This window comes from Thermodesulfatator atlanticus DSM 21156 (assembly GCF_000421585.1).
Taxonomy (GTDB): Bacteria; Desulfobacterota; Thermodesulfobacteria; order Thermodesulfobacteriales; family Thermodesulfatatoraceae; genus Thermodesulfatator; species Thermodesulfatator atlanticus.
Genome location: NZ_ATXH01000014.1, coordinates 39142 through 60390 on the forward strand (window position 1 = coordinate 39142; position 21249 = coordinate 60390).

The 21249-nt window shown below is 45.4% G+C and carries 16 protein-coding genes; 13 read left to right on the top strand and 3 right to left on the bottom strand.

Annotation, left to right across the window (positions count from 1 at the left end; translation table 11 throughout):
• Positions 1-42 precede the first annotated feature (42 nt).
• Positions 43-924, top strand: a complete 882-nt coding sequence (locus H528_RS13045) for a metallophosphoesterase family protein (RefSeq protein ID WP_022853612.1) — start codon at positions 43-45, stop codon at positions 922-924.
• A 380-nt stretch (positions 925-1304) separates the two neighbouring features.
• Here H528_RS13045 and alaS read toward each other — a convergent pair whose 3' ends face one another.
• Positions 1305-3950, bottom strand: coding sequence for an alanine--tRNA ligase (gene alaS, locus H528_RS0106955; RefSeq protein ID WP_022853613.1), 2646 nt, complete (start codon positions 3948-3950; stop codon positions 1305-1307).
• Between the two features lie 329 nt (positions 3951-4279).
• On the opposite strand from alaS, the gene H528_RS0106960 reads away from it, so the two are divergent.
• The 7 genes from H528_RS0106960 to H528_RS0106990 all read left to right on the top strand — a co-directional run bounded on the left by H528_RS0106960 (position 4280) and on the right by H528_RS0106990 (position 10889).
• A complete protein-coding gene (locus tag H528_RS0106960) occupies positions 4280-4888 on the top strand; it encodes a GAK system XXXCH domain-containing protein (RefSeq protein ID WP_022853614.1) in 609 nt (202 codons plus the stop codon).
• Between the two features lie 114 nt (positions 4889-5002).
• Entirely contained in the window at positions 5003-5386 is a 384-nt protein-coding gene (locus H528_RS0106965) for a cytochrome c3 family protein (RefSeq protein ID WP_022853615.1), read from the top strand.
• Positions 5387-5400: 14 nt separating this feature from the next.
• Positions 5401-7803: a molybdopterin oxidoreductase family protein gene (locus tag H528_RS0106970; RefSeq protein ID WP_022853616.1), complete on the top strand. Its 2403-nt coding sequence runs from the start codon at positions 5401-5403 to the stop codon at positions 7801-7803.
• A gap of 57 nt (positions 7804-7860) precedes the next feature.
• Positions 7861-9180 carry an alginate export family protein gene (locus H528_RS0106975; protein ID WP_022853617.1) on the top strand — a complete coding sequence of 440 codons (1320 nt, stop codon included), beginning with the start codon at positions 7861-7863 and terminating at the stop codon, positions 9178-9180.
• Between the two features lie 48 nt (positions 9181-9228).
• Complete coding sequence (locus tag H528_RS0106980; protein WP_022853618.1) at positions 9229-9528, top strand: chaperone NapD; 300 nt, start codon at positions 9229-9231, stop codon at positions 9526-9528.
• Positions 9529-9637: 109 nt separating this feature from the next.
• Positions 9638-10093 (top strand): 4Fe-4S dicluster domain-containing protein, encoded by a 456-nt coding sequence (locus tag H528_RS0106985; RefSeq protein ID WP_245540432.1) that lies wholly within the window; start codon positions 9638-9640, stop codon positions 10091-10093.
• Entirely contained in the window at positions 10086-10889 is an 804-nt protein-coding gene (locus H528_RS0106990; RefSeq protein ID WP_022853620.1) for a 4Fe-4S binding protein, read from the top strand. Before H528_RS0106985 ends, H528_RS0106990 begins: the two co-directional genes overlap by 8 nt.
• Here the strand turns inward: H528_RS0106990 and H528_RS0106995 are convergent.
• Together H528_RS0106995 and H528_RS0107000 are read right to left on the bottom strand one after the other, a co-directional pair.
• Positions 10870-11571, bottom strand: a complete 702-nt coding sequence (locus H528_RS0106995; protein WP_022853621.1) for a response regulator transcription factor — start codon at positions 11569-11571, stop codon at positions 10870-10872. The two genes, H528_RS0106990 and H528_RS0106995, sit on opposite strands and share 20 nt — an antisense overlap.
• Positions 11537-13060 (bottom strand): sensor histidine kinase, encoded by a 1524-nt coding sequence (locus H528_RS0107000; RefSeq protein ID WP_169352780.1) that lies wholly within the window; start codon positions 13058-13060, stop codon positions 11537-11539. The genes H528_RS0106995 and H528_RS0107000 overlap by 35 nt, the downstream gene beginning before the upstream one ends.
• Before the next feature lie 209 nt (positions 13061-13269).
• Between H528_RS0107000 and H528_RS14060 the strand changes: the two genes are divergently transcribed.
• From H528_RS14060 to H528_RS0107025, 5 genes are all read left to right on the top strand, one after another.
• Positions 13270-13830: a cytochrome c3 family protein gene (locus H528_RS14060; RefSeq protein WP_022853623.1), complete on the top strand. Its 561-nt coding sequence runs from the start codon at positions 13270-13272 to the stop codon at positions 13828-13830.
• Positions 13831-13849: 19 nt separating this feature from the next.
• Positions 13850-15196, top strand: a complete 1347-nt coding sequence (locus tag H528_RS0107010) for a multiheme c-type cytochrome (RefSeq protein WP_022853624.1) — start codon at positions 13850-13852, stop codon at positions 15194-15196.
• Positions 15197-15480: 284 nt separating this feature from the next.
• A complete protein-coding gene (feoB, locus tag H528_RS0107015; protein ID WP_022853625.1) occupies positions 15481-17628 on the top strand; it encodes a ferrous iron transport protein B in 2148 nt (715 codons plus the stop codon).
• A gap of 46 nt (positions 17629-17674) precedes the next feature.
• Positions 17675-19588, top strand: coding sequence for a c-type heme family protein (locus H528_RS0107020; protein WP_022853626.1), 1914 nt, complete (start codon positions 17675-17677; stop codon positions 19586-19588).
• Complete coding sequence (locus H528_RS0107025; protein WP_022853627.1) at positions 19585-20985, top strand: sigma-54-dependent transcriptional regulator; 1401 nt, start codon at positions 19585-19587, stop codon at positions 20983-20985. Before H528_RS0107020 ends, H528_RS0107025 begins: the two co-directional genes overlap by 4 nt.
• Positions 20986-21249 lie beyond the last annotated feature (264 nt).

Here is a 21249-nt window from a genome sequence, read left to right on the forward strand (position 1 = left end):
TCACTAGAGTAAAAGCAAAGTTAAGGCTATGTTACTAAAAATATGGAATACGTCATTCATTTTTCAGACCTGCATTTGAGTGTGGAAGCCCCTCCACCACGCAAACTTTTGGGAAGAAGGGCCCTTGGTTTTTTACGCTGGAAGCTTAGCCGCGGGCGCAAGCACTCCCTTGAGCCTTTGATGGCACTTCAAAAATGGCTCGCAGCCGCTCAAGTCTCTCAGGTGGTAATTACTGGGGACCTGGTTCATCTGGGGCTTCCTGAGGAGTTTTCGCTGGCAAAGGATTTTTTAGAACGCCTTGGCCCCCCAGAAAAAATCTTTTTAGTGCCCGGAAACCATGATTTTTACGTGCCTGAGCCATTTGAAAAAACTTTTGCTAAATGGAGCCCGTATCTTCACTTGGACGAATCGCGCGACTATCCCACCGTTCTTAAAAAAGAACACTATGCTCTCATTGGCCTTGATACCACTTGTCCAAACGTGCCCCCTTTTGCCATGGGAGAACTGGGTGATAAGCAATTAGCGCGCTTGAAAGATGTTTTAAAAACTTTACGAGAAGCAGGCTTGGTGAGGATCTTGGCCCTTCATCACCCACCGCTTCCGGGCATGATCTCGACCCTTAAGGCCCTTAAGGAAACCACTGAGCTTGCTGAGCTTTTGCGCGAGGAAGGCCTAGAGATAGTTCTTTTTGGCCATACCCACAAGATTATTCGTGGTTATTACGAAACCCGTTTGGGTAAAAGCCTTTTTCTTGGTGCACCATCTCTTACGTATGTTGGGAACGATCCCCTGCGAAAAAGCCGGTTTTTTAGAATCGGCTTTGATAATAAGGAAAATTCCTTGAACATAAACCTTGAAACGTATGTTTTTAGAGGGGGTGCTTTCGAGCGCGAAAGCAGGGATAATATCGAGCTTGCCAAATAATAACGCCTCTGTCTTCCAGTTGAAGCGTCCAGTCCCAACTGTGTCATGCTGAGGGTCGTTAGACCCGAAGCATCCACTGCCTACCCTGTCATTCTTCTGAGGATCCTTGAGCCCGAAGAATCCACAGGTCGATTAAATAGGCGAAAGGTGATAGGCGAAAGGCAAAAGCTGTGATCTGTAATCTTAGAATTCTAAAGGTTGTAGAGGTTGTAGATGTTCTAGATGTTCTAGAGGTTGTAGAGGTTTTGTTGTTATTGGGATCCGTTCCTATTTTTCGTTCCGAAAAAGGGGAACGGATCCGTTAAGACCCTTGCACTGTCAAGCTAAAAGACCGAAGCATCCAAAGGGCGCTAGCCCTTTACTGCTCTGGCCTGAACAAATCACTTAATCATATCAGCGATAAGTTTTGGAGCTTTTTCTAGGGCTTCTTTTAGTTTTTGTGCGTCTGGTCCGCCCCCCTGGGCCATGTCAGGGCGGCCACCACCTCTGCCACCTACTAAAGGAGCAAGCGCTGAGATAATTTTTCCAGCATGGACTTTTTCTTTTAAGTCTTTGGTGACCATGGCAAGGAGTTGGGCCTTTCCGTTAACTGAGGCCCCAAGCACCACCACCCCTGAGCCCAGTTTTTCGCGCAGAAAGTCCCCCATTTCACGAAGGGTCTTGGCATCTTTGGCCGGAACCTCAGCGGCAATTATTTTTATGCCGTTTATTTCTTGTACCTGATTTAAAAGAGACTCAAGGCCCCCTCTGGCAAGCTGCCGTCTTAAAGTTTCGATTTCCTCTTGAGCTTCTTTCAATTGTTTTAAAAGGGTTTCCACACGCTTTGGAAGCTCAGACGGTGCTACTTTGAGCTTTGAGGCTATAAGGGCCTTTTCTTTTTCAAGATCATGGACAAAATTAACCGCAGGCTCTCCCGCTACCGCTTCAATACGGCGCACTCCTGCAGAAACGCTCCCCTCGGCAATAATCTTAAAAAAGCCAATATCTCCGGTGCGGTGCACGTGGGTGCCACCGCAAAGCTCCATGGAAAAATTCCCAATGCGAATAACGCGAACTTTATCAGCGTATTTTTCACCAAATAAGGCCATAGCCCCTTGGTCTATGGCTTCTTTATAGCTCATCAACTTTACTTCCACAGGGATGTTATCCCGTATGCGGGCGTTTATAAGGTCTTCAAGGGCAAAGATTTCTTCAAGTTTTAAGGGTTCAAAGTGTGTAAAGTCAAACCGCAGGCGATCTGGTGCTACCAGAGACCCTGCCTGATGTACGTGATCTCCCAGGATACGGCGGAGCGCCGCGTGAAGAAGATGAGTTGCGGTGTGGTGCCTGGCAATGGCTGCCCTTCGCGAGGAAAAAACCGAAAGCTTAACTTTTTCCCCTTTTTTGAGGGTCCCTGTTTTGCACTTGAGTTTGTGCACGAAGATTTCCCCTAAGCGATAAGTATCAACCACCTCTGCCTGGCCTTCTTTGCCGATAACAAGCCCTGTGTCTCCCACCTGGCCACCTGCTTCGCCGTAAAAGGGCGTTTTTGAAAAAACAGCTTCAGCTTCTTCCCCTTCACAAAGGGCGTCTATTTCTTTTCCTTTTTGAACAATGGCAAGGATTTCTGCTTCGGCTTCGGTGGTTTCATAGCCTACGAATTCTTTGCCAAGGCCTTTTTCAAGGAGCTTGGTGAAAACTTGAGGAGCCTTGGCGAGCTCTCCCTTCCAGGCCTTACGGCTCCTTTCCCTTTGCTTGGCCATTTCTTTTTCAAAGCCGAGCATGTCAAGCTCAAGGCCGTGTTCAAGGGCAATATCGCGCACAATGTCGTAAGGGAATCCATAGGTATCATAAAGTTTGAAGATAAAGCTTCCCGGGATGATCTTTTCTCCTGATTTTTTGAGTTTTTCGATTTCTTCGTAAAGTAAAGAAAGGCCTCTTTCTAAGGTTTCCCGGAAGCGTTCTTCTTCAAGCACAAGTATTTTTTCGATGGTTTGAGCCGCGCGGAGAAGCTCAGGATAAACGTCTCCCATTTCTTCTACGACTACCAGGGCAGTGTCATATAAAAAGGGCTTTTCAAGCCCTAGAGTGCGGCCAAAACGAATAGCGCGCCTGATGATGCGTCTTAGCACGTAGCCTCGGCCTTCATTTGAAGGCAAGACTCCATCGGCAATGAGAAAGGCTGCTGCCCGTGAGTGGTCAGCAATTACCCTGAAAGCCACGTCGGTTTTTTTATTTTCGCCGTAGTGAATACCTGTTAAGTCAGAGATTTTGCTCATCAAGCCGGCAAAAAGATCACAGTCAAAATTGGTTTTTACGCCCTGGATGGTGGCGGTGATACGCTCAAGTCCCATGCCAGTGTCAATACAAGGGCGCGGAAGCGGGCTGAGATTCCCTTTTTCGTCTCTTTCGTATTGCATGAAAACAAGGTTCCAGAGCTCAAGATAGCGGTCGCAGTCGCATCCCACCTGGCAGTCTGGACGACCACAGCCAACGTCTTCACCTTGGTCAAAAATTATTTCTGAACAGGGGCCACAGGGGCCAGTGTCGCCCATGGCCCAGAAGTTGTCTTTTTCTCCCAGGCGCACAATACGGTCTTGACTAAGCCCTGCTATCTTTTGCCAAAGGGCGTAAGCTTCGTCGTCGTCTTTGTAAACCGTGACGTAGAGGCGCTCTTTGGGAAGCTCAAGCACCTTGGTCAAAAATTCCCAGGCGTAGAAAATGGCTTCTTCCTTGAAGTAATCCCCAAAAGAGAAGTTTCCAAGCATTTCGAAGAAGGTATGATGCCGGGCGGTGTAGCCAACATTTTCGAGGTCATTGTGTTTGCCCCCGGCACGTACGCATTTTTGGCAGGAGGCAGCGCGTTTATAAGGCCTTTCTTCCTGGCCGAGAAAGACTTTTTTGAATTGAACCATCCCTGCATTGGTGAAAAGAAGCGTAGGATCATCAGCAGGAACCAAGGGCGAGCTGGGGACTATTTCGTGGCCTTGCTTGGCAAAATAATCCAGAAAAAGCTTCCGGATTTCTTTTCCTTTTAGATAGCGCACAGGGTTACCTCCTTGCGTTTCGCCTTTTGCTCTGAAGATAAACCAATTTTGAGCCCAGGCAAATTTTCAAATTCTGAAAATATTAACCATTTTAAGCGATTGCTCACAACAAAAAACGGGAACAGCCTAGAGGGCCTGTCCCCTTAAGACCATTTTTCGGAAGAACTCTTGGTGACTTCATATTAAAGATTGTGGTATTAAAATATTACAAGAGATTTTGCAAAACACCTTTTTGAAGGACTTTTGGGATCCGTTCCTATTTTTCGTTCCGAAAAATGGGAACGGATCCTTGGTGCAAAGGTCTCTATAAAAAGCGGACGGGAGAGAAGATGCTCAAGAAAAAAGATTACCAAAATATGGAGTTAGAAGAGTTAGGCTCTTTTTTAGAGCAGCTAGGGCTCGCTATAAAAGAAGGGTTTTTGAATTTAAATGATGAAAAATGGCCTTTACGAACAGACACTCTAAAAGTCAAGTGGGAGATCAAAATAGATAAAGAAGAGACTAAATTCAAGCTATCTTTTTCAGCTAAAAAAGAAGACTTAGCCAAGAAAAAATATTCAGAGTCTGACAAATCAAGCTCTTCTCTTAAACCAAAACAGCTAAAAAAACAGATGGGTGGCCTTTGGAAGGTCATTGTTCGGGACGTGAAATACCAGCAGTTGCCATCACTTCAAGATATAAATGCGCTCCTTGCTGTGATGGAACAATATAGCCGGTTTGCGGAAGATACCTGGCAGACGGCATGGCGTGCGTGCCTGGAAAAAGTGATGCTTTTAAAGCAGGCGGTTAACGAACAAGATCTTCTTTCTGTAAAAGAGATAACCGAAGAGATAATCAGGTTAGAAAAGTCCTGCCACAAAAGGTACAAACAAAAGACTTTTGCGAAATACAAGGATCTGTTCTTTTTTTCGGATCGCAAATGGGAACGGATTCCATAACAGAATATCAAAGTCACTTCTTTGTTACATTTTCGTTACAAAAATAACCGCATTTTAACGTCTTTCCGAGATATATAAGAATAAAAGCAATTTATTGCCTGAAGGAGGTGTATCGTGAGGTTTAAAATCTTTTTTTTAAGTATGTTGCTGGCAGGAGGAATGATAGTCTCTTGTGCGCCTAAGGGGCAGGCCCCTGTCCAGGAAACCGCAAAGCCTGCTGTCTCAGAGCATCCCCCCCTTACAGACCAGGAAAAACTCATGCCCTGTGCTAGTTGTCACCGCGATGAAACCCCGGAGATCTACGACGAATGGTTTAACTCTGTGCATGGTATCGCAAACGTAAAGTGTTTCCAGTGTCACGGCACGTACGAAGATTTTGAAGCGGTACCAGGGCCTTCACGTTGTATGCCTTGTCATGCCGAACAGGTAAAAACCGCACCTAAAGACAAAAACTGTTCGGCCTGCCATCCCGCACACAAATTTACTGTTCATAAGTAAAAAGGAGGTGTCTTATGGCCCTTAGTAGAAGAGAATTCTTAAAAAGAACCGCTGCCCTTACCGCAGCTTCTTTAGTAGGCATGAATTTGCCCTTTTCTTTGGAAAAAGAGGCCCAGGCTGCAGACGCAGACAAATGGGTAAGGGGAGTATGTCGTTTTTGTGGTGTAGGTTGCCGCGTGGAGCTTGGCCTTAAAAACGGAAAACCCGTTGCTATTCGCGGTGTCCCTGATTCACGTACCAATTTTGGCTTTCTTTGTATGAAGGGAATGCTTTTCTATCAACTTATCCACCATCCTGAGCGCTTGACCAAGCCTCTTTATCGTGCCAGCAAAAAAGACAAATTCCGGGAGATTTCCTGGGAAGAAGCCCTTAATATCGCGGCGGAAAAATTTGCAGAAGCCGTCAAGAAATATGGTCCAAACTCGGTGGCCTATTACGGCTCAGGTCAGGCCCTAACCGAAGAGACGTATCTTTTCCAGAAGGTAATGCGTGCGGGCCTTCGCACCAATAACGTCGAAGGGAACCCGCGCCTTTGTATGGCAAGTGCTGTGGGTGGCTACCTTACTTCTTTTGGTGCTGATGAGCCCATTGGTTCTTATGCGGACATCGAACAGGCTTTTTGTTTCTTCATCATTGGTAGCAACATGGCTGAGGCCCATCCAGTGCTTTTCCGCAGGGTTATGCGGCGCAAGCTTGATAATCCCAAAGACGTATTCGTTATAAATGCAGACCCAAGGGTCTCGCCTACTTCTCGTATTGCAGATGTTCATCTCCAGTTTAAGCCAGGCACTGACCTTGCGCTCCTTAATGCCATGGCTTACGTCATTATTGAAGAAAAGTTGTATAACGAAGATTTTATCAAAAACTACTGCGTCTTTCGCGTAGGCAAGAAGAAAAAGAAAGTCTCTTTTGAGGAATATAAGCGTTTTATTTCCGCATATACGCCTGAGCGTGCTGCACAAATCTGTGGCGGAAACATCACCCCGGATATTATTCGTTTGGTAGCCCGTAAGTTTGCCACTTCGCCTGCCACCATGAGTTTTTGGACCATGGGTATCAACCAGCGTATTCGTGGTGTATGGGCAAACAACCTTATCCACAACCTTCATCTCCTCACTGGCCAGCTTTGTCGTCCTGGTGCTGATAGCTTCTCCCTTACTGGCCAGCCCAATGCCTGTGGTGGGGTGCGTGAAGGCGGAGGCCTTTGCCATATTCTTCCGGGGCACCGACCAGTGAAAGTGGATAAGTTGCGCCACCAGGTAGAAGACCTGTGGGGAGTCCCTCGCGGGCGCATTCCTGCTAAACCCGGGTATCACACCATAGCCATGTTTTCCGCGGTGAATGAAGGGAAAATCAAGGCCATATGGATTAACTGTACCAGCCCAGCCCAGAGTCTTCCTGATGTTGATAAATATCGCAAAGGCATGGCGCGTGAAGACGTTTTTATGGTGGTGACAGACATTTTCCCCACCAAGACCACCGAGCTTGCTAATCTTGTGCTGCCAACTGCTTTTCACTTTGAAAAGACCGGTGTTTACGGCTGCACCGAAAGGCGCTCTCAGCTTACGGTAAAAGCTGTTGATCCTCCAGGAGAAGCCAAGCCTGAGGTCTGGATTGTGCGTGAGTGGGCCTTAAAGCTTGCTGAAAAACTAAACGACCCGGTCATCAAAAAGACCGTTGAGCCTTTCATTGGCCTTGAAGAAGGATATGAACTTCCTAAAGCCATCTGGGATGAATATACCCAGAAGCTTACGGCCAATCGCGATAACGACCTGCGCGGGGCCACTTATGAGGTGCTTATGAAACGTCCAGATGGTGTTCAGTGGCCTGCGCCTACCAAGGAATGGGCCTTGAAGGGTGGCACGTACAAGAAATTTGTCCGGGGGCTTGATCCCCTTGCTGACGAACACGCCGTGGACGAAAAACCCTATCAGTTCTACGGACCAGCCCATAAAGACCATAAGCTCTGGATTTGGCTAAGGCCATATAAAGGTGCCGCTGAAGAGCCAGATGCTGAGTATCCCTTCTATCTTTCCACAGGCCGCGTTATTGACCATTGGCACACCACCAGTATGACCGGCCGCATCAAAGAGCTTCTGCGTGCTAATCCGTATGCCTACGTGGAAATCAACCCCAAAGACGCCAGGCGTTTAGGGATTAACCCTGGCGATATGGTGCTGGTGGAAACGCGCCGTGGCAAGAACATCCTTCCGGCCAAGGTCTATGAGGGCCCCATGGAAGGGATGGTCTTTGTTTATTGGCATGACATGGCAGAAGAACGCATGATTAACCGGGTGACCAAAGACGCCTTTGATCCCGGTTCAAAAGAGCCAGAGTTTAAGATTTGCGCATGCCGGATTAAGCGCGTTTCTGGCCCCAGACCACTTAAGCCTTACGTGGTAGGGCACAAGATCTAGAACCTAAAAAGGCCCCGCCTGAGGGCGGGGCTAAAAAGCAGGGAAGGAGGAGGGCTTATGCGTTTGATGTATTCAGCTATCATTTTTTTCCTAGCACTGCTCTTTACTTCAACTACACAGGCAGCGGTTCTTGACGATGTAACCCAGGCGCTAAAAAATGGCACCCCCACCTTTGAAATGCGTTGGAGTTTTGAAGTTTCTGACTTAAACGACGGAGAAAAAGCTAAGGCTGTAGGGCTTAACGTTCGCACCCGTATTGGTTACCGGACTGCAGACCTTTACGACAAATTTTCTGCTTACATTCAGTTGCACAACGTCACCAACCTGGTTGAAAACTATCGCTGGCCTGGTGGTGGAGATGCGGGCTATGATGTTATCGGAGACCCCGACGGCTCAAGGGTGCATCAGGCATACCTTGATATCAAATGCCCCAAGCATGCTGGCCTGGTGCGTATTGGTAAACAGGAGATTCTCTTTGATGACGTACGCCTGATTGGTAACATTGGCTGGCGTCAGAATGGCCAGTCTTTCGATGCTGCCAAGGTATCTATCAGTCCCATTAAAGACGTCACTTTTGATGCTGCTTATGTGAGCAGGGTAAATACCATTTTCTTGACTCATTTTGACTTAAACGGCTACTGGTTCCACGTCACCTACGCTGGCCTTAAAAACCATAAGATAAGCCTTTTCGCTTACTTAAACGATTTTGAAGACAACGACTACCGCGACTCTGTTACTTATGGCTTGCGGGCGTTTGGAAAGGTTCCTTTCCAGGATAACGCGGCCTTGCGTTATGATTTCACCATTGCTTATCAGACCGATTTTGCCGAAGACGGTGATCCCAGCTCTTTTATAACGGTTGGTTCTGAAACCCTAGAAGAACACGGGGCTATGATGCTAAATCTTTTTGTGGCAACGGATTTAAAGCTCAACCTGCCTTACATCCAGATGGGAAGCTTTGGTTTTGGTTACCAGATGCTTGAAGGTGCCCATGGAAAGGACAAACCTTTTGATACTCTTTTTTCTACCGCCCACAAATGGAACGGCTGGGCTGACCAGTTCCTCGCCACTAACGGCGGAACCCTTTGGAATGGTCTTGAAGATTATTGGGTAGAGGCTGCCGTTAAATTTGCGGGGGTGAAGTTTAAAGCTGTTTACCACTATTTTGATACCGAGACAAAGGTCGACGGGCTTTACAATAACTATGATGGTAAGTACGGACAGGAATTTGATCTCCTGTTGGTAAAGCCATTTAACAAAAATATTACAGGCCTGATAAAGGCGGCCTTTTTCGATGCTGACAATGACGCAGAGGCAAACGGCGTTCCTGTGGAGGACGAAACAGTCTTCTGGACGCGTTTGACCATAAAATTCTAAAAATCGTGGGGGGAGCTTAAGCTCCCCTCATTTCTTTACGAGGTTATTATGCCGATAGGTGGATTTGTAGTTCACGTTTTACCAGAAAAAAAAGACCGTGTCCTTGATGAGCTTTCCCAGGTTGAGTGCTTAACAATTTATGGCTATGACGAGCGCGGCCATATCATTGTTGTTCTTGAGACTGAAACTTCAGAAGAAATGGAAAAAATGGTAGATTCCCTGGCAGAGATTGACGGGATCATCACTTTTGATCTTGCCTATCTTCACGGTGAAGACGAGGTGGAACGCATTGAAAAGGGAGAATATAAGCCCAAAATCCGGTTCAGCCGCTTTCGCCCAGAATCGTAGAAGTTTTCTTTTAAGCCTACTTGCGCTAGCTTTTGCTCCCACGGGAGCAAAAGCTAAGGGCTTTTTCGATTCTCCAGTAAAAGAAAATCACCTCCGCCCGCCTGGGGCAGTGCCTGAAGAAATCTTTGCGGCCAAATGTATTCGCTGTGGCCGCTGTGCAGAGATCTGCCCCTATCGTTCTATTGAAATTCTTGATATTCGCTACGGGGTTTACGCTGGCACTCCCTTAATAGACGTTCTCAAGGTCCCCTGCTATCTTTGCATGAAATGTGTTGAAGTTTGCCCCACCGGCACCCTTAAACCTATCCCCATGGAAGAGACCCGCATGGGCCTTGCGGTGATAAATCACCGCAGGTGTATTACCTGGCGTGGTGAGGCCCTTTGCCGCACCTGTTACAACGTTTGTCCTTTTAAAGAAAAGGCCATTAAGCTTGACCAGTTAAGGCCGGTGATAATCGAAGATGCCTGCACTGGTTGTGGCCTTTGTGCCCACGGTTGTCCACTGACTCCCAAAGCCATAAACATCGAACCAATTTACGCGTTTTCCAAGGGGAGAAATGCCTAAAAAATACAGTTTTTTCAGATTTTTGGTATTGTTTTGCGCTTTTCTGATTATTTTAGTGAATCCTTTTCTCAATTACTACTTCCAGTTTTCTTTTATCCAGGGTTGGTACCAGTCCCTTGCTATCGGCAAGTTGTGGTTTGTTTCCCCCCTTGAAGGGTTGGAAAGCATTTTGATCTCAAAGACGATTTATCTTCCCTTGCTTATAGGAATGCTTCTTCCGGTTCTTTTGGCTTCTTTTTTGGGGCGGGTTTTTTGTAGCTGGATCTGCCCGATAAGTTTCCTTTCCGAAGTGCAAGACCGCCTTATGCGTTTATTTGGGATAAAACGCCGCAAAGACTTGATAGTCCTTCCCAAACAAACTATCTGGTTCACTTTGATTGGCGATATCGTGCTCGCCATGATAATCGGAGCGCCTTTATTTGTTTTTCTATCACCTCCAGGGCTTGTAGGGCGCGAGATCATGATGGCGGTCTTTTTTCACACCCTGGCCCTTGAAGGTGTGGTTATCATCCTGGTGCTTATCCTTAACTTTTTTACCTGGCGTTTTTTCTGTCGTTATTTTTGCCCCTTGGGGGGGCTGCTTGCATTTCTTGGCACTAAACGCAAACTTCGCATAATCAAAGAAAAAGAAGCCTGCACCCACTGTGGGCTCTGTCAAAAGGCTTGCCCTCTTGGGCTTTCTCCTGAAAAGGGCGAAGCAAGCGGTGCCTATTGTTGGAACTGTGGGGCCTGTCTTGACGCCTGTAAGTTCGAGGCGCTTAAGTTTTCCTGGCGCGCTAGTCCCCCTCAGGATTAAAACGATAGCCCACCCCTGGGTGAGTGATAATGTAGCGTGGTTTTTCGGGGTCAGGTTCTATTTTTTGTCGCAGGCGCTGGATGTGAACGTCTAAAGCTCGGCTCCAGGGATAAATTTCTTTACCAGGCCAGAGTTCTTTGCGCAAAAATTCGCGGCTCAGTACTTCGTTGGGATGTGAGGCAAGAATTTTTAAAAGATCAAATTCTTTGCGGGTAAGTTTAATGCTTTTTCCGTTTAGGTGAACTTCGCGTCGGTTAAAATCGATTTTAAAAGCCCCGGCCTCAAATACTTCTTGTTGAGGGGTACCTCTTTTTACACGTCTTAAACAGGCCTTGATACGTGCGGCTACCTCCAGGTATTCAAAGGGCTTTACTAAGTAATCGTCAGCCCCGCTTTCAAGCCCGCGAACTTTATCCGAAAGGCTATCGCGGGCCGTAAGCATGATGATAGGGATATCGCTTTTTTGGCGTATCATCTTACAAAGCTTTATGCCGTCTATGTCCGGAAGATTTAAGTCAAGGAGGATTAAATCTGGAGCTTCTTCTTCAAGGATTTTAAGCCCTTTTTTGGCTGTTTCTGCTTCAAAAACCTCAAAACCATCCAGCTCAAGGTGTTCTTTTAACACGTAGATAATGTCAAGGTCATCCTCAATTATGAGAATTTTGGTTTTTCCGTGCATCATTAGGCTCCTTCTTTCCTTTGGGAATGGTGAAGTAAAAGACGCAGCCTTTGTGTTTAGAGTCTCCTACCCAGATTTTTCCACCATGTGCTTCGATGATTCCCTTACAAATAGCTAGCCCAAGGCCTATGCCCTCGCGTTTATCTTTGGCCAGACGATAGAATTTTTGGAAGACTTTTTCGCGTTCTTCTGCGGGAATCCCTGGGCCGAAATCTTCTACAGAAACGATGATGTTTGTTTCATCTTCAGAGACAGAGACAATGATTTTTTCCCCTTCTGGGGAAAATTTAATAGCGTTTATCAAAAGATTTGTTATTACCCTTTGAATGAGCTCATGATCAAAAAATCCTACAGTATCTTTGCCTCTCAGTTGAATGGTCAAGTTTTTTTGGCTGGCTAGCGGGCTTACTAAAAGAATAGCATCTTCAATAGCATCAAAAATACTATTTTCTTCTTTTAATAGTTCGATTTGTCCACTTTCTATTTTAGAGTAGTCCAAAAGATCCTTTATCATTTTAGAAAGTTTTTCAGCGTTTTTCTTTAGGATTTCTATTTGTCTTTCGTCAATACTGCCTTTTCTTTCTATGAGTTCTATGGTCCCTTTGATGGCAGTGACAGGTGTTTTTAATTCGTGGGTAATGTTTGAGAAAAATTCTGAACGATATTTTTCTGCTTTTTTTAGGTTTGAGTAAGCTTGGAAGAGCTCTTCCGTAGCCTCTTTTATTTTTTCTTTCAGTTTTTCCTGGTGTTTTGCTAAGGATTCAAGCATATCATTGAAACATTCGCTGAGTATTTGCCATTCATCGTTACTTTTTATGCTGACTCTAGCATCAAGATTGCCTTGTTCTACCTGCTTAGCAACATTTATAAATTTGTTTAGGGGATTTAGGACAAATATCTTGAGTAAGAAGCAGAGAACAATAAAAATGATTAAAGTTACCGATACTGACGAAAAAATAAGCCCATAATAGCTGCGTTTGAGTTCTTTTAAAAAGGGCTTGGCCGTTAGGGTGATGCTAATACATGCAGGGGGTTGGTGGTATTTGGCTTCCTGGTGGCAAGACGCACAAACACTTTGAAATTCCAGGGGAGCAGCGTAGCGAAAAAGGGGATTTTTAGGGTCAGTATAAAGTTTCCAGTATTCATGGATTCTGGAGTTTTGAAAGGCCTTGATGGCTTCTTTTTCAAAGTCATCAGGCACGTGATAGGGGTTTTTGGTTCCTATTACAGCCACTTTAAAGGTGAAGGCCATTTTGTGGGGTTTAGCAAAGGCGGCAAGCTCTTTGGTGAAGTGAGAGGGGGTTACTTTTTCAAATTCGTTTTTGTTTTTGATGTAAATGCCGCCTTTGCTTGAAATCCATTCTCTGGCAAGCACTACGAATTCATAAATGGCTTTGGCTTCGCGGCGCATTTGCTCTAAGTAAAACTTTTTCTGCTCTTTAAGGGACCAGGATACGAAAAAGAGCCAGAAGGCGAGTATGATGAACGCCAAGGTGAAAAGAATTTTTCTTCCGACGAGGGAAAACAAGAGTCCTCCCGCAGCTTTGTTGGATTATTTTTTTGTAAGTTACTATAGAACGTTAACAATTTTGTTACAAGTTTAACTCCACATTTACGCCAGAATCATCTAAAAGAAAAATAGAAACATTCTGATGGATTGAAGCTTTAAATCTTGAAAATAAAAACAAAGGGGAAGGCTCTATGGAAAAAAGTGGCATTATCCTGGGTTTAATTGTAGGAATTGTTGTTGCGGGAGTTTTTTCCTTGATTACGGCCTCAAAAATAGTCGCAACTAATAAGCCGGCTTTTTGCGCATCATGTCATCCGATGAAAATCTTTCACGAGACCTGGCAGGCAAGTGTTCACGGCCCGGCTGTAAAAGGTGCAGCTAAGGCCAAATGTGCAGATTGTCATCTCCCTCATGATGGTTTTATGAACTACCTTATCACCAAGGCTAAAGCAGGCCTTAACGACTATATCGCCAACATGCAGGGCAAGGGGCAGGAGCCGCAGTATTGGCTTGATCGTTGGGCAAAGCAGGGCTCCTTAAATCACGTTTACGAATCAAGTTGTCGTAATTGTCATAAAGAGCTCGTTGCGCCTGGTATTCCTATTAAAGCCTTCTTAGCCCACCGCCAGTATGAACTTGGCATGACCAAAGAAACCTGCATCACCTGCCACAAAACCGTTGGTCACGGAAACTTGATGCTGGTGATGCAGAAAAAGATGGCCAAGCAAAAGTTAGCAAAAAATGAAAAATAAAAAGCGAAGGAGGATTTGTATGAGGGTGCGCAGTTTTTTAAGTCTAAGTTTTCTTTTGGCCCTGATTATCGGGGTTTTAGGCTCACAAGTCCAAGCCAAGCAGGAGTATACCAATCTTGCTGGCAAGAAATTAGTCATCACCCGCGGTTATTCCAAAGACGCAATCAAGTGTATCGAGTGTCATTCCAAAAAGACTCCGGGGATTGTGCAGGACTGGAAGATGAGCCGCATGGCCCATGCCGGGGTTTCTTGTTACGATTGTCACGTGGTGCCCAAGGGTTCTCCCATGGCCAGCCAGTGTGAAGGGGTAAAGGGAACCAATATTTTCACCTCTCCCATGGTGTCCCCAAAAACATGTGCAAAATGTCACCCCTCTGAAGTGGAACAGTTTACCAAAAGCGCTCACGCAGCTATGGCAAGCAGGCCCGTTCTTACTAAATTTGTAAAGCTCTGGCGTGACCTTGAAGGTGGTGTTTTTGCGGGGATGGACCCCAAAAGTAAACTTACTACGGCTCCCCGCCAGTCTGGCTGTCAGGCCTGCCACGGTGCAGAGGTGAAACTTGGTCCTGATAATAAACCCACTAAAGATAGCTGGCCTGGAGGAATCGGACACCGATATCCAGATGGTGGGATTGGTAATTGTGTAGTTTGTCATAACAGACATAAGTTTAGCGTTGCCGAAGCCCGTAAACCTGAAGCCTGTGGCAAATGTCACTTAGGTCCAGATCATCCTAACATCGAAATTTACTATGAAAGTGCTCACGGGCAGCGCTATCTCACTGAAGGAGAAGAATGGAAGTGGGATGCTGCTCCTGATGCCTGGGAGCCTGGTGATTATTCCGCTCCTACCTGTGCTACCTGTCACATGAGCGGTATAGGTGAGCTTGCCACTACTCACAATGTTACCGAACGTCTTAAATGGGATTTAGTTCATAAGAAAAGTGTAATAAGGAGTGGCGAAAGAGGAGATGGCGAACGTGGCCGCATTCTTATGCGTAAGGTATGTGTAAACTGTCATAGCAAGGTTTTTGTTGACGCCCACTTCAATAAATTAGACAATTCCGTAGCCCTTTATAACTTCTATTGGGACAAAGTTACAGCTATGGTCAATGATCTAAAACAAAAAGGTCTTCTGAAAAAAGACAAATGGAGTGATCCGGTACAGGAATTAACGTACTATTTCTGGCATCATGTTGGTCGTCGAGCCCGTCACGGTGCCGCTATGGCCGGTCCGGATTACGCCCATTGGCACGGATTTTTCCAGCTTTTCCAAGTGTATAAAGATATTCAGGCCCTTTACAACTACCGTATGAAGCACGGAAAGATAGAAGAACTAAGCCCGGTAATGTCCAGTGCACCATATTAAAGCTAATGGCATAGTCCCAAAAAAAGGGGCAAAGTCCTGCGGGGCTTTGCCCCTTTTTCTTTTCTCTAGCTTGACACTAGCCTTTTTACGTGTTAATTGCAACGTGTTCTCAATAAAAGGGGTAGTTGAATGACAGAATTTATCGCAGCCGCAATAGTATTGATTGCTGCCGTTTATCTCTCGTGGCGCCTTTGGGCCTTTTGGCGTAAACCCAAGGACTTGTGCACTGGTTGCGCCTTTTCAAAGGATTGCCCAACCAACTTTTCCGCGAAAGAATGCCCGTCATGGAAAAAGAGATAAAAATAGCCCTTGCGGGGAACCCTAATTGCGGCAAGACCACCATATTTAACGCCCTTACCGGGGCCAAGCAAAAAGTTGGCAACTACCCCGGCGTGACCGTTGAACGTAAGGAAGGTTTCCTTAAGCTTAACAGCTATCGCATAAGGGTAATTGATCTTCCTGGCACATATTCGCTTTCATCTTATTCCCCTGAAGAAGTAGTTGCCCGCCAGGTCATAGTCGAGGAAAAACCCGCGGTGGTGGTTAATATCATCGATGCCTCAAATCTTGAGCGCAATCTTTACCTCACCATGCAACTGCTGGAGCTCGGGGTGCCGCTAATTCTCGTACTCAACATGATTGACGATGCCAAGAAAAAGGGGCTTAAGATCAACGTTTCTGCCCTTGAAAAAAAGCTTGGGGTGCCGGTGGTTACCACTATCGGCCACCGGGGCGTAGGGATTGATCAGCTCAAAAAGGTTATCAGGCAGGTGATTGAAGCACCAGAAAAAGCAAAACCCAAGTTCCCCTTACCATACCCCAGGGAGCTTTTAGAAGAGATTGAAAAGCTTTCTGATCTTTTAAAGGAGCAAGGATCTCTTCGCGACTATCCCCTTAAATGGCTTGCTTTAAAGGCTATTGAAGGGGACGAAGAAATTATTTCTTTTCTGGTTTCTCAAAAAGCCCTGGGATCTTCTTTTTTGCAAAGACTGAAAGCCTCTCAGGAACGTATTAAGAAGCTTTTGGGTGATGAGCCTGAGCCGTTGCTTGCAGAGTACCGCTATTACGCCATTCAGCAGCTTTTAAAAGACGTGGTGAACTATGTGCCACGCAAAACCTTAAGCGACCGTATTGATGCCATTGTTTGCCATCGGATTTTCGGGATACCTATCTTTATTACCGTGATGGTTCTTCTTTTCCAGGCGGTATTTTCCTGGTCCGCACCTTTTATGGAACTAATAGACAGCTTTTTTAGCTGGCTAGGAAACTTTGTTGGTGCTCGCTTACCAGATGGCCTTTTAAAGAGCCTTGTAGTGGACGGCATGATCGCAGGAGTAGGCGGCGTCCTTGTCTTCTTACCGCAGATACTAATTCTTTTCTTTTTGATTTCCCTTTTAGAAGACTCAGGCTATATGCCCCGGGCAGCCTTTGTGGTTGATAGGCTCCTTAAGCCTTTTGGTCTAAACGGAAAATCCTTTGTGCCGCTTCTTTCTTCCTTTGCCTGTAATATTCCGGGGATTATGGCCACGCGCACCATTGAAAATTATCACCAGCGCCTTTTGACCATCTTTGCCGCGCCTTTTATGAGTTGTTCTGCAAGGCTCCCTATTTATACGCTACTCATTGCAGCTTTTATCCCTGATAAAAAAGTCTGGAGTGTTTTTAATCTCCAGGGTCTTGTCTTGGCGGCTATGTATGTCACAGGCCTTATCGTTGCCTTGGTAACGGTCATTATCTTTCGTTTTATGCTTTTCCGGGGGGAGCCTTCGCCTTTTCTTATGGAACTTCCACCTTATCGTTTCCCCACGCTTAAAAGCATTTTGCTCCAGATGTGGAATCGCTCGGTGCTTTACGTGCGTAAAGCAGGGACAGTTATTCTCGGTATTTCCATCGTTATGTGGGCCCTTTTTACTTTTCCCATGAATCCAGAGCTTTCTAAAGATTACGAGGCCTTGAAGGGCAAAGCCCAGGACCAAGAAACTTTAATAAAGCTTGCCAATGAAGAAGCCGCGGAAAGGCTCTCAAAAAGCTATGCAGGCCGCTTTGGCAGACTTATCGAGCCGCTGATAAAGCCTCTTGGTTTTGACTGGCGTATTGGTATTGCCTTGACCTCTGCCTTTGCTGCTAAAGAGGTTCTAGTCTCAACTCTTGCCCAGATTTACGCCCTTGGTGGTGGAGGAAGCGACGAAGTCTCTCTCCTGGAAAACATCAAAAAAGACCCGCTTTTCAATCCCGTCACCGCTATAGGACTCATGCTTTTTGCCTTGCTCATGGTGCCGTGTATGGCAACCCTTCCGGTGATGAAAATGGAAACAGGTTCCTGGCGCTGGCCTGGGCTCATGGTCTGCTGGACTTTGACCGTGGCCTGGTTAGTAACGTTCTTTTGGGTTCATTTTCTAGGTCCGCAGGTGACAAAGGCCTTGGGTCTTTGAAGATTTGGTTGCCATAATTTAGCACCTGGGCCAAAATATAAACATAATGGTTAGCATACTGCGCCAGAGCTGGCTGATTTTATTTTTGCTTCCGCTTTTTTTATCTACTTGTCTTTTTTATTACTCCTATCACCGCGAAAAAATCATCGAACGAGCCAACAAAGAGACGGAGATTTTCATTGCTACTGCTGAGGCTACAAGGTCTTATGTAAAGGAAGTCTTGCGTCCCAAGATGTATAAGATTTTCCATGATGAGCGCTTTATTCCAGAGGCTATGTCAACTTCCCATATCGGCCGAGAAATTATGCGCCGTATAGGGAAAAACTTTCCCTATATGGAATACAAAAGAGCAGCCTTAAACCCTCGAAATCCCATCAACCGCGCTGATGACTTAGAAAAAAATGTTATCGAAGAGGTAAAAGCTTTAAAAGAAAAAGAAGTTACCCGACTTTTAAATCGTAAGGGGACCCTTTATTTTGCGCGTTTTAAGGCTATCTACGCGGAAAATTCCTGTCTTAAATGTCACGGACGCCCAGAAGATGCTCCCAAGGATTTGCTTAAGCTTTATGGTAAAAGCGGGGGCTTTAATTATCGCCCAGGAGATATTGTTGCGGTTGATGCGGTTTATATTCCTGTTGGTCCGGCTATTAGCAACCTTAAAAAGCAGGTTGTTTCCACCTTTTTAATTGGCTTAATCGTTCTCATATTCATTGTTTTTTCTTTGCGACTCCTTATCCATTATGAGTTTTTACCTCATTTAAGAAAATTGTCCTTTTATTTACGAAGCATAATTCCTGGGCGAGAAGCTGAAGGCCCTTCCCCTGAAGATGATAACATAGAAAAAATGGCCGCCTCCCTTGAAGATTTGGCCATTGAGGTTAAGCGCATACATACCGAGCTTAAAAAGTCTGAGCAAAAATATCGTTCACTTTTTGAGTCTTCCCAGGATGCCATCTTGATGTGGAACCAGGAAAGGAAACTTGTTGATATTAACCCTTCAGGCTTAAAGCTTTTTGGTTTTTTGGACAAGTCCGAAGCCTTACAGATTGAAACCATCGAGCAGCTTTTTTGGGACCATCAGGAGGCTTTAGAACTCCTAGAGAAACTTGAGAGAGAAGGTCAGATCAAAGAATTTGAAACAACAGTAGTTGACCGGGGAGGAAATCGCTATCAAATACTCATTACCGCAAGTAAGGCCATAGATTTAGGTGGCCTGGTGCTTTATGAGGGTATCTTTCGCGATATTACCGAGAAAAAACTTATGGAAAAGCACATTATTACTACGGAGAAGCTTGCTGCCGTAGGGCAGCTTGCTGCAGGGCTTGCCCATGAAATAAACAACTCTTTAAGCGTGATAAAATGCTATGCGAATTTGCTTACCAAAGTCAATAATTTAGATGAACAGGCCCAAAAAGATCTTGAAATAATCAAAAAGCACGTAAAGCTTAGCCAGGATATTCTCCAAAATTTGCTTAATTTTTCAAGACCAGCCGAATATAAGAAAGCTTATGTCAATGTAAACGAAATTATCGAAGAAGTGGTCTCAGTTTTTGCTTCTCGTTTTAAGAAACGAAGTATTTCTTTAGTTTTAGATTTGAGTCCAGAGGCTCCAGCGCTATTTCTTGATCGGGATAAAATTAAGCAAGTTTTTATGAATATGATTTTAAACGCTGTGCAGGCCATAGAAAGGGACGGCTTAATTGAGATTAAAACAATTTTTAATAAAGCCCGCCAAGAGGTGGTCATAAAAATTCGCGATACAGGCAGCGGTATCCCTGAGACCATAATCGACAAAATATTTGATCCCTTTTTCACTACCAAAGCTCCAGGAGAGGGCACAGGCCTTGGTCTTTCGGTGAGCTACGGTATTGTTAAAGATCATGACGGAAAAATCTTTGTGGAAAGCAAGGTGGGGGAGGGGACAACTTTTACTATTGTTTTTCCCGTAAATGAGTCATGAAGGACACCATTCTTATTGTAGATGATGAAAAAGACCTTTTAGAGGGCTTAAAGCGCTTGCTTGAGCTGGAGTTGGGCTGCGAAGTACTTACCGCAGAGAATGGCAAAAAGGCCCTCAAAATACTTAAAGAAAACGAGATCGATCTTGTGCTTGCCGATGTGCGCATGCCAGAGATGGATGGCTTCACTCTTTTGCGCGAGGCAAAAAAAATAGACCCAGAGCTTACTTTTGTGGTTATCACGGCTTACGGCACTATCGAACAAGCAGTAAAGGCCGTTAAAGAAGGAGCCTATGATTTTATTCCTAAACCCTTTGAAGACGAGCACCTTATCCACGTACTTAGGAAGGGCCTTGAGCGCAGCCGCCTCATCAAAGAAAACGTAGCCCTACAGCGACAAGTTTCAGGTAAAAAGGCATTTCAAGATTTTGTAGGCCAAAGTGCCAAGCTCAAAAAAGTCTTTGAGACTATCCGTATGGTTGCCCCTACGGATTTAACCGTGCTTATCCTTGGAGAGTCTGGCACAGGGAAAGAACTTGCCGCACGAGCTATCCACGCGTTAAGTAACAGGGCCAAACATTCCATGATAACCGTAAATTGTCCTGCACTTCCTGAGCAGATTCTTGAAAGTGAGCTTTTTGGCTATCGAAAAGGAGCTTTTACTAATGCCACGGCCAATCGCCGTGGGCTTTTTGAGGAAGCAGACGGTGGCACTATCTTTCTTGATGAAATAGGCGATATTACGCTAGCCGTGCAAACCAAGCTTTTGCGCGTGTTGCAGGAAAAAGAGATAAAACCCCTCGGGGCCACACAAACCAAAAAAGTTGACGTGCGTATCATTGCTTCCACAAACCAGGACTTAGAAGAAAAAGTAAAAGAGGGTTCTTTTCGCGCGGATCTCTTTTACCGCCTAAATGTAGTAACCATAAAAATGCCTCCTTTGCGGGAAATAAAAGAAGATATTCCCCTTCTGGTGGACCATTTTCTTAAAAAGACTGCTCAAGAGCTTGGGATTCCGCCTAAGTACGTTTGTCCTGAGGTAATTGAATTTTTTATGGAATACGACTGGCCAGGGAATGTGCGGGAGCTTGAAAATGTGATTAAAGCGGCGGTGGTAACAAGTCCTTCGGATGTTATCTCTCTTGCTAATGTCCCTTTGGTCCAGGAGAAGAAAAAGTTTTTTGCCATGCCGCAGGAGCAAGCCGAACTAGACCTTTCTCAACCTTATAAAGTGCTTAAGGAAAAAGTCCTTTCGCGCTTTACAGTAGCTTATGTCAAGCGCCTTCTTACTGAGACCAAGGGCAACGTAAGTCGCGCAGCTGAAATTAGCGGTATCAAGCGCCAATCCCTCCAGAAGATTCTTAAGCGTTACGGCCTAAATCCTGCCAACTTTCGTTAACACCAACTGCCAACTTTAGTTGGCAGTAGTGCTTTAGAATAGGGACAGGCAAAACTTTTCAAGTCTCCTTTCTGTCCAACCGATTTAAAAGAAAAGGGACAGGCAAATTTTTTGAAGGAGGCAAAACGTGGCTCGTATCCCTAGAAAATTCCTTAAAAACCCAGAGGCTGCTTATCACATCATCTCTCGCACCGCCCTTCCAGGCCATAACGTCTTAGGCCCTGCCGAAAAAGACCACTTACTTCACCTCTTCCGCTGGCTCTC

Coding starts and splice junctions, on each gene's coding strand:
- H528_RS0107025 (WP_022853627.1), top strand. CDS start 19,585: ATGAAGGACACCATTCTTATTGTAGATGATGAAAAAGACCTTTTAGAG.
- H528_RS13045 (WP_022853612.1), top strand. CDS start 43: ATGGAATACGTCATTCATTTTTCAGACCTGCATTTGAGTGTGGAAGCC.
- H528_RS0106970 (WP_022853616.1), top strand. CDS start 5,401: ATGGCCCTTAGTAGAAGAGAATTCTTAAAAAGAACCGCTGCCCTTACC.
- H528_RS14060 (WP_022853623.1), top strand. CDS start 13,270: ATGGAAAAAAGTGGCATTATCCTGGGTTTAATTGTAGGAATTGTTGTT.
- H528_RS0106990 (WP_022853620.1), top strand. CDS start 10,086: ATGCCTAAAAAATACAGTTTTTTCAGATTTTTGGTATTGTTTTGCGCT.
- H528_RS0106975 (WP_022853617.1), top strand. CDS start 7,861: ATGCGTTTGATGTATTCAGCTATCATTTTTTTCCTAGCACTGCTCTTT.
- H528_RS0107020 (WP_022853626.1), top strand. CDS start 17,675: ATGGTTAGCATACTGCGCCAGAGCTGGCTGATTTTATTTTTGCTTCCG.
- H528_RS0106980 (WP_022853618.1), top strand. CDS start 9,229: ATGCCGATAGGTGGATTTGTAGTTCACGTTTTACCAGAAAAAAAAGAC.
- H528_RS0106960 (WP_022853614.1), top strand. CDS start 4,280: ATGCTCAAGAAAAAAGATTACCAAAATATGGAGTTAGAAGAGTTAGGC.
- feoB (WP_022853625.1), top strand. CDS start 15,481: ATGGAAAAAGAGATAAAAATAGCCCTTGCGGGGAACCCTAATTGCGGC.
- H528_RS0107010 (WP_022853624.1), top strand. CDS start 13,850: ATGAGGGTGCGCAGTTTTTTAAGTCTAAGTTTTCTTTTGGCCCTGATT.
- H528_RS0106995 (WP_022853621.1), bottom strand. CDS start 11,571: ATGATGCACGGAAAAACCAAAATTCTCATAATTGAGGATGACCTTGAC.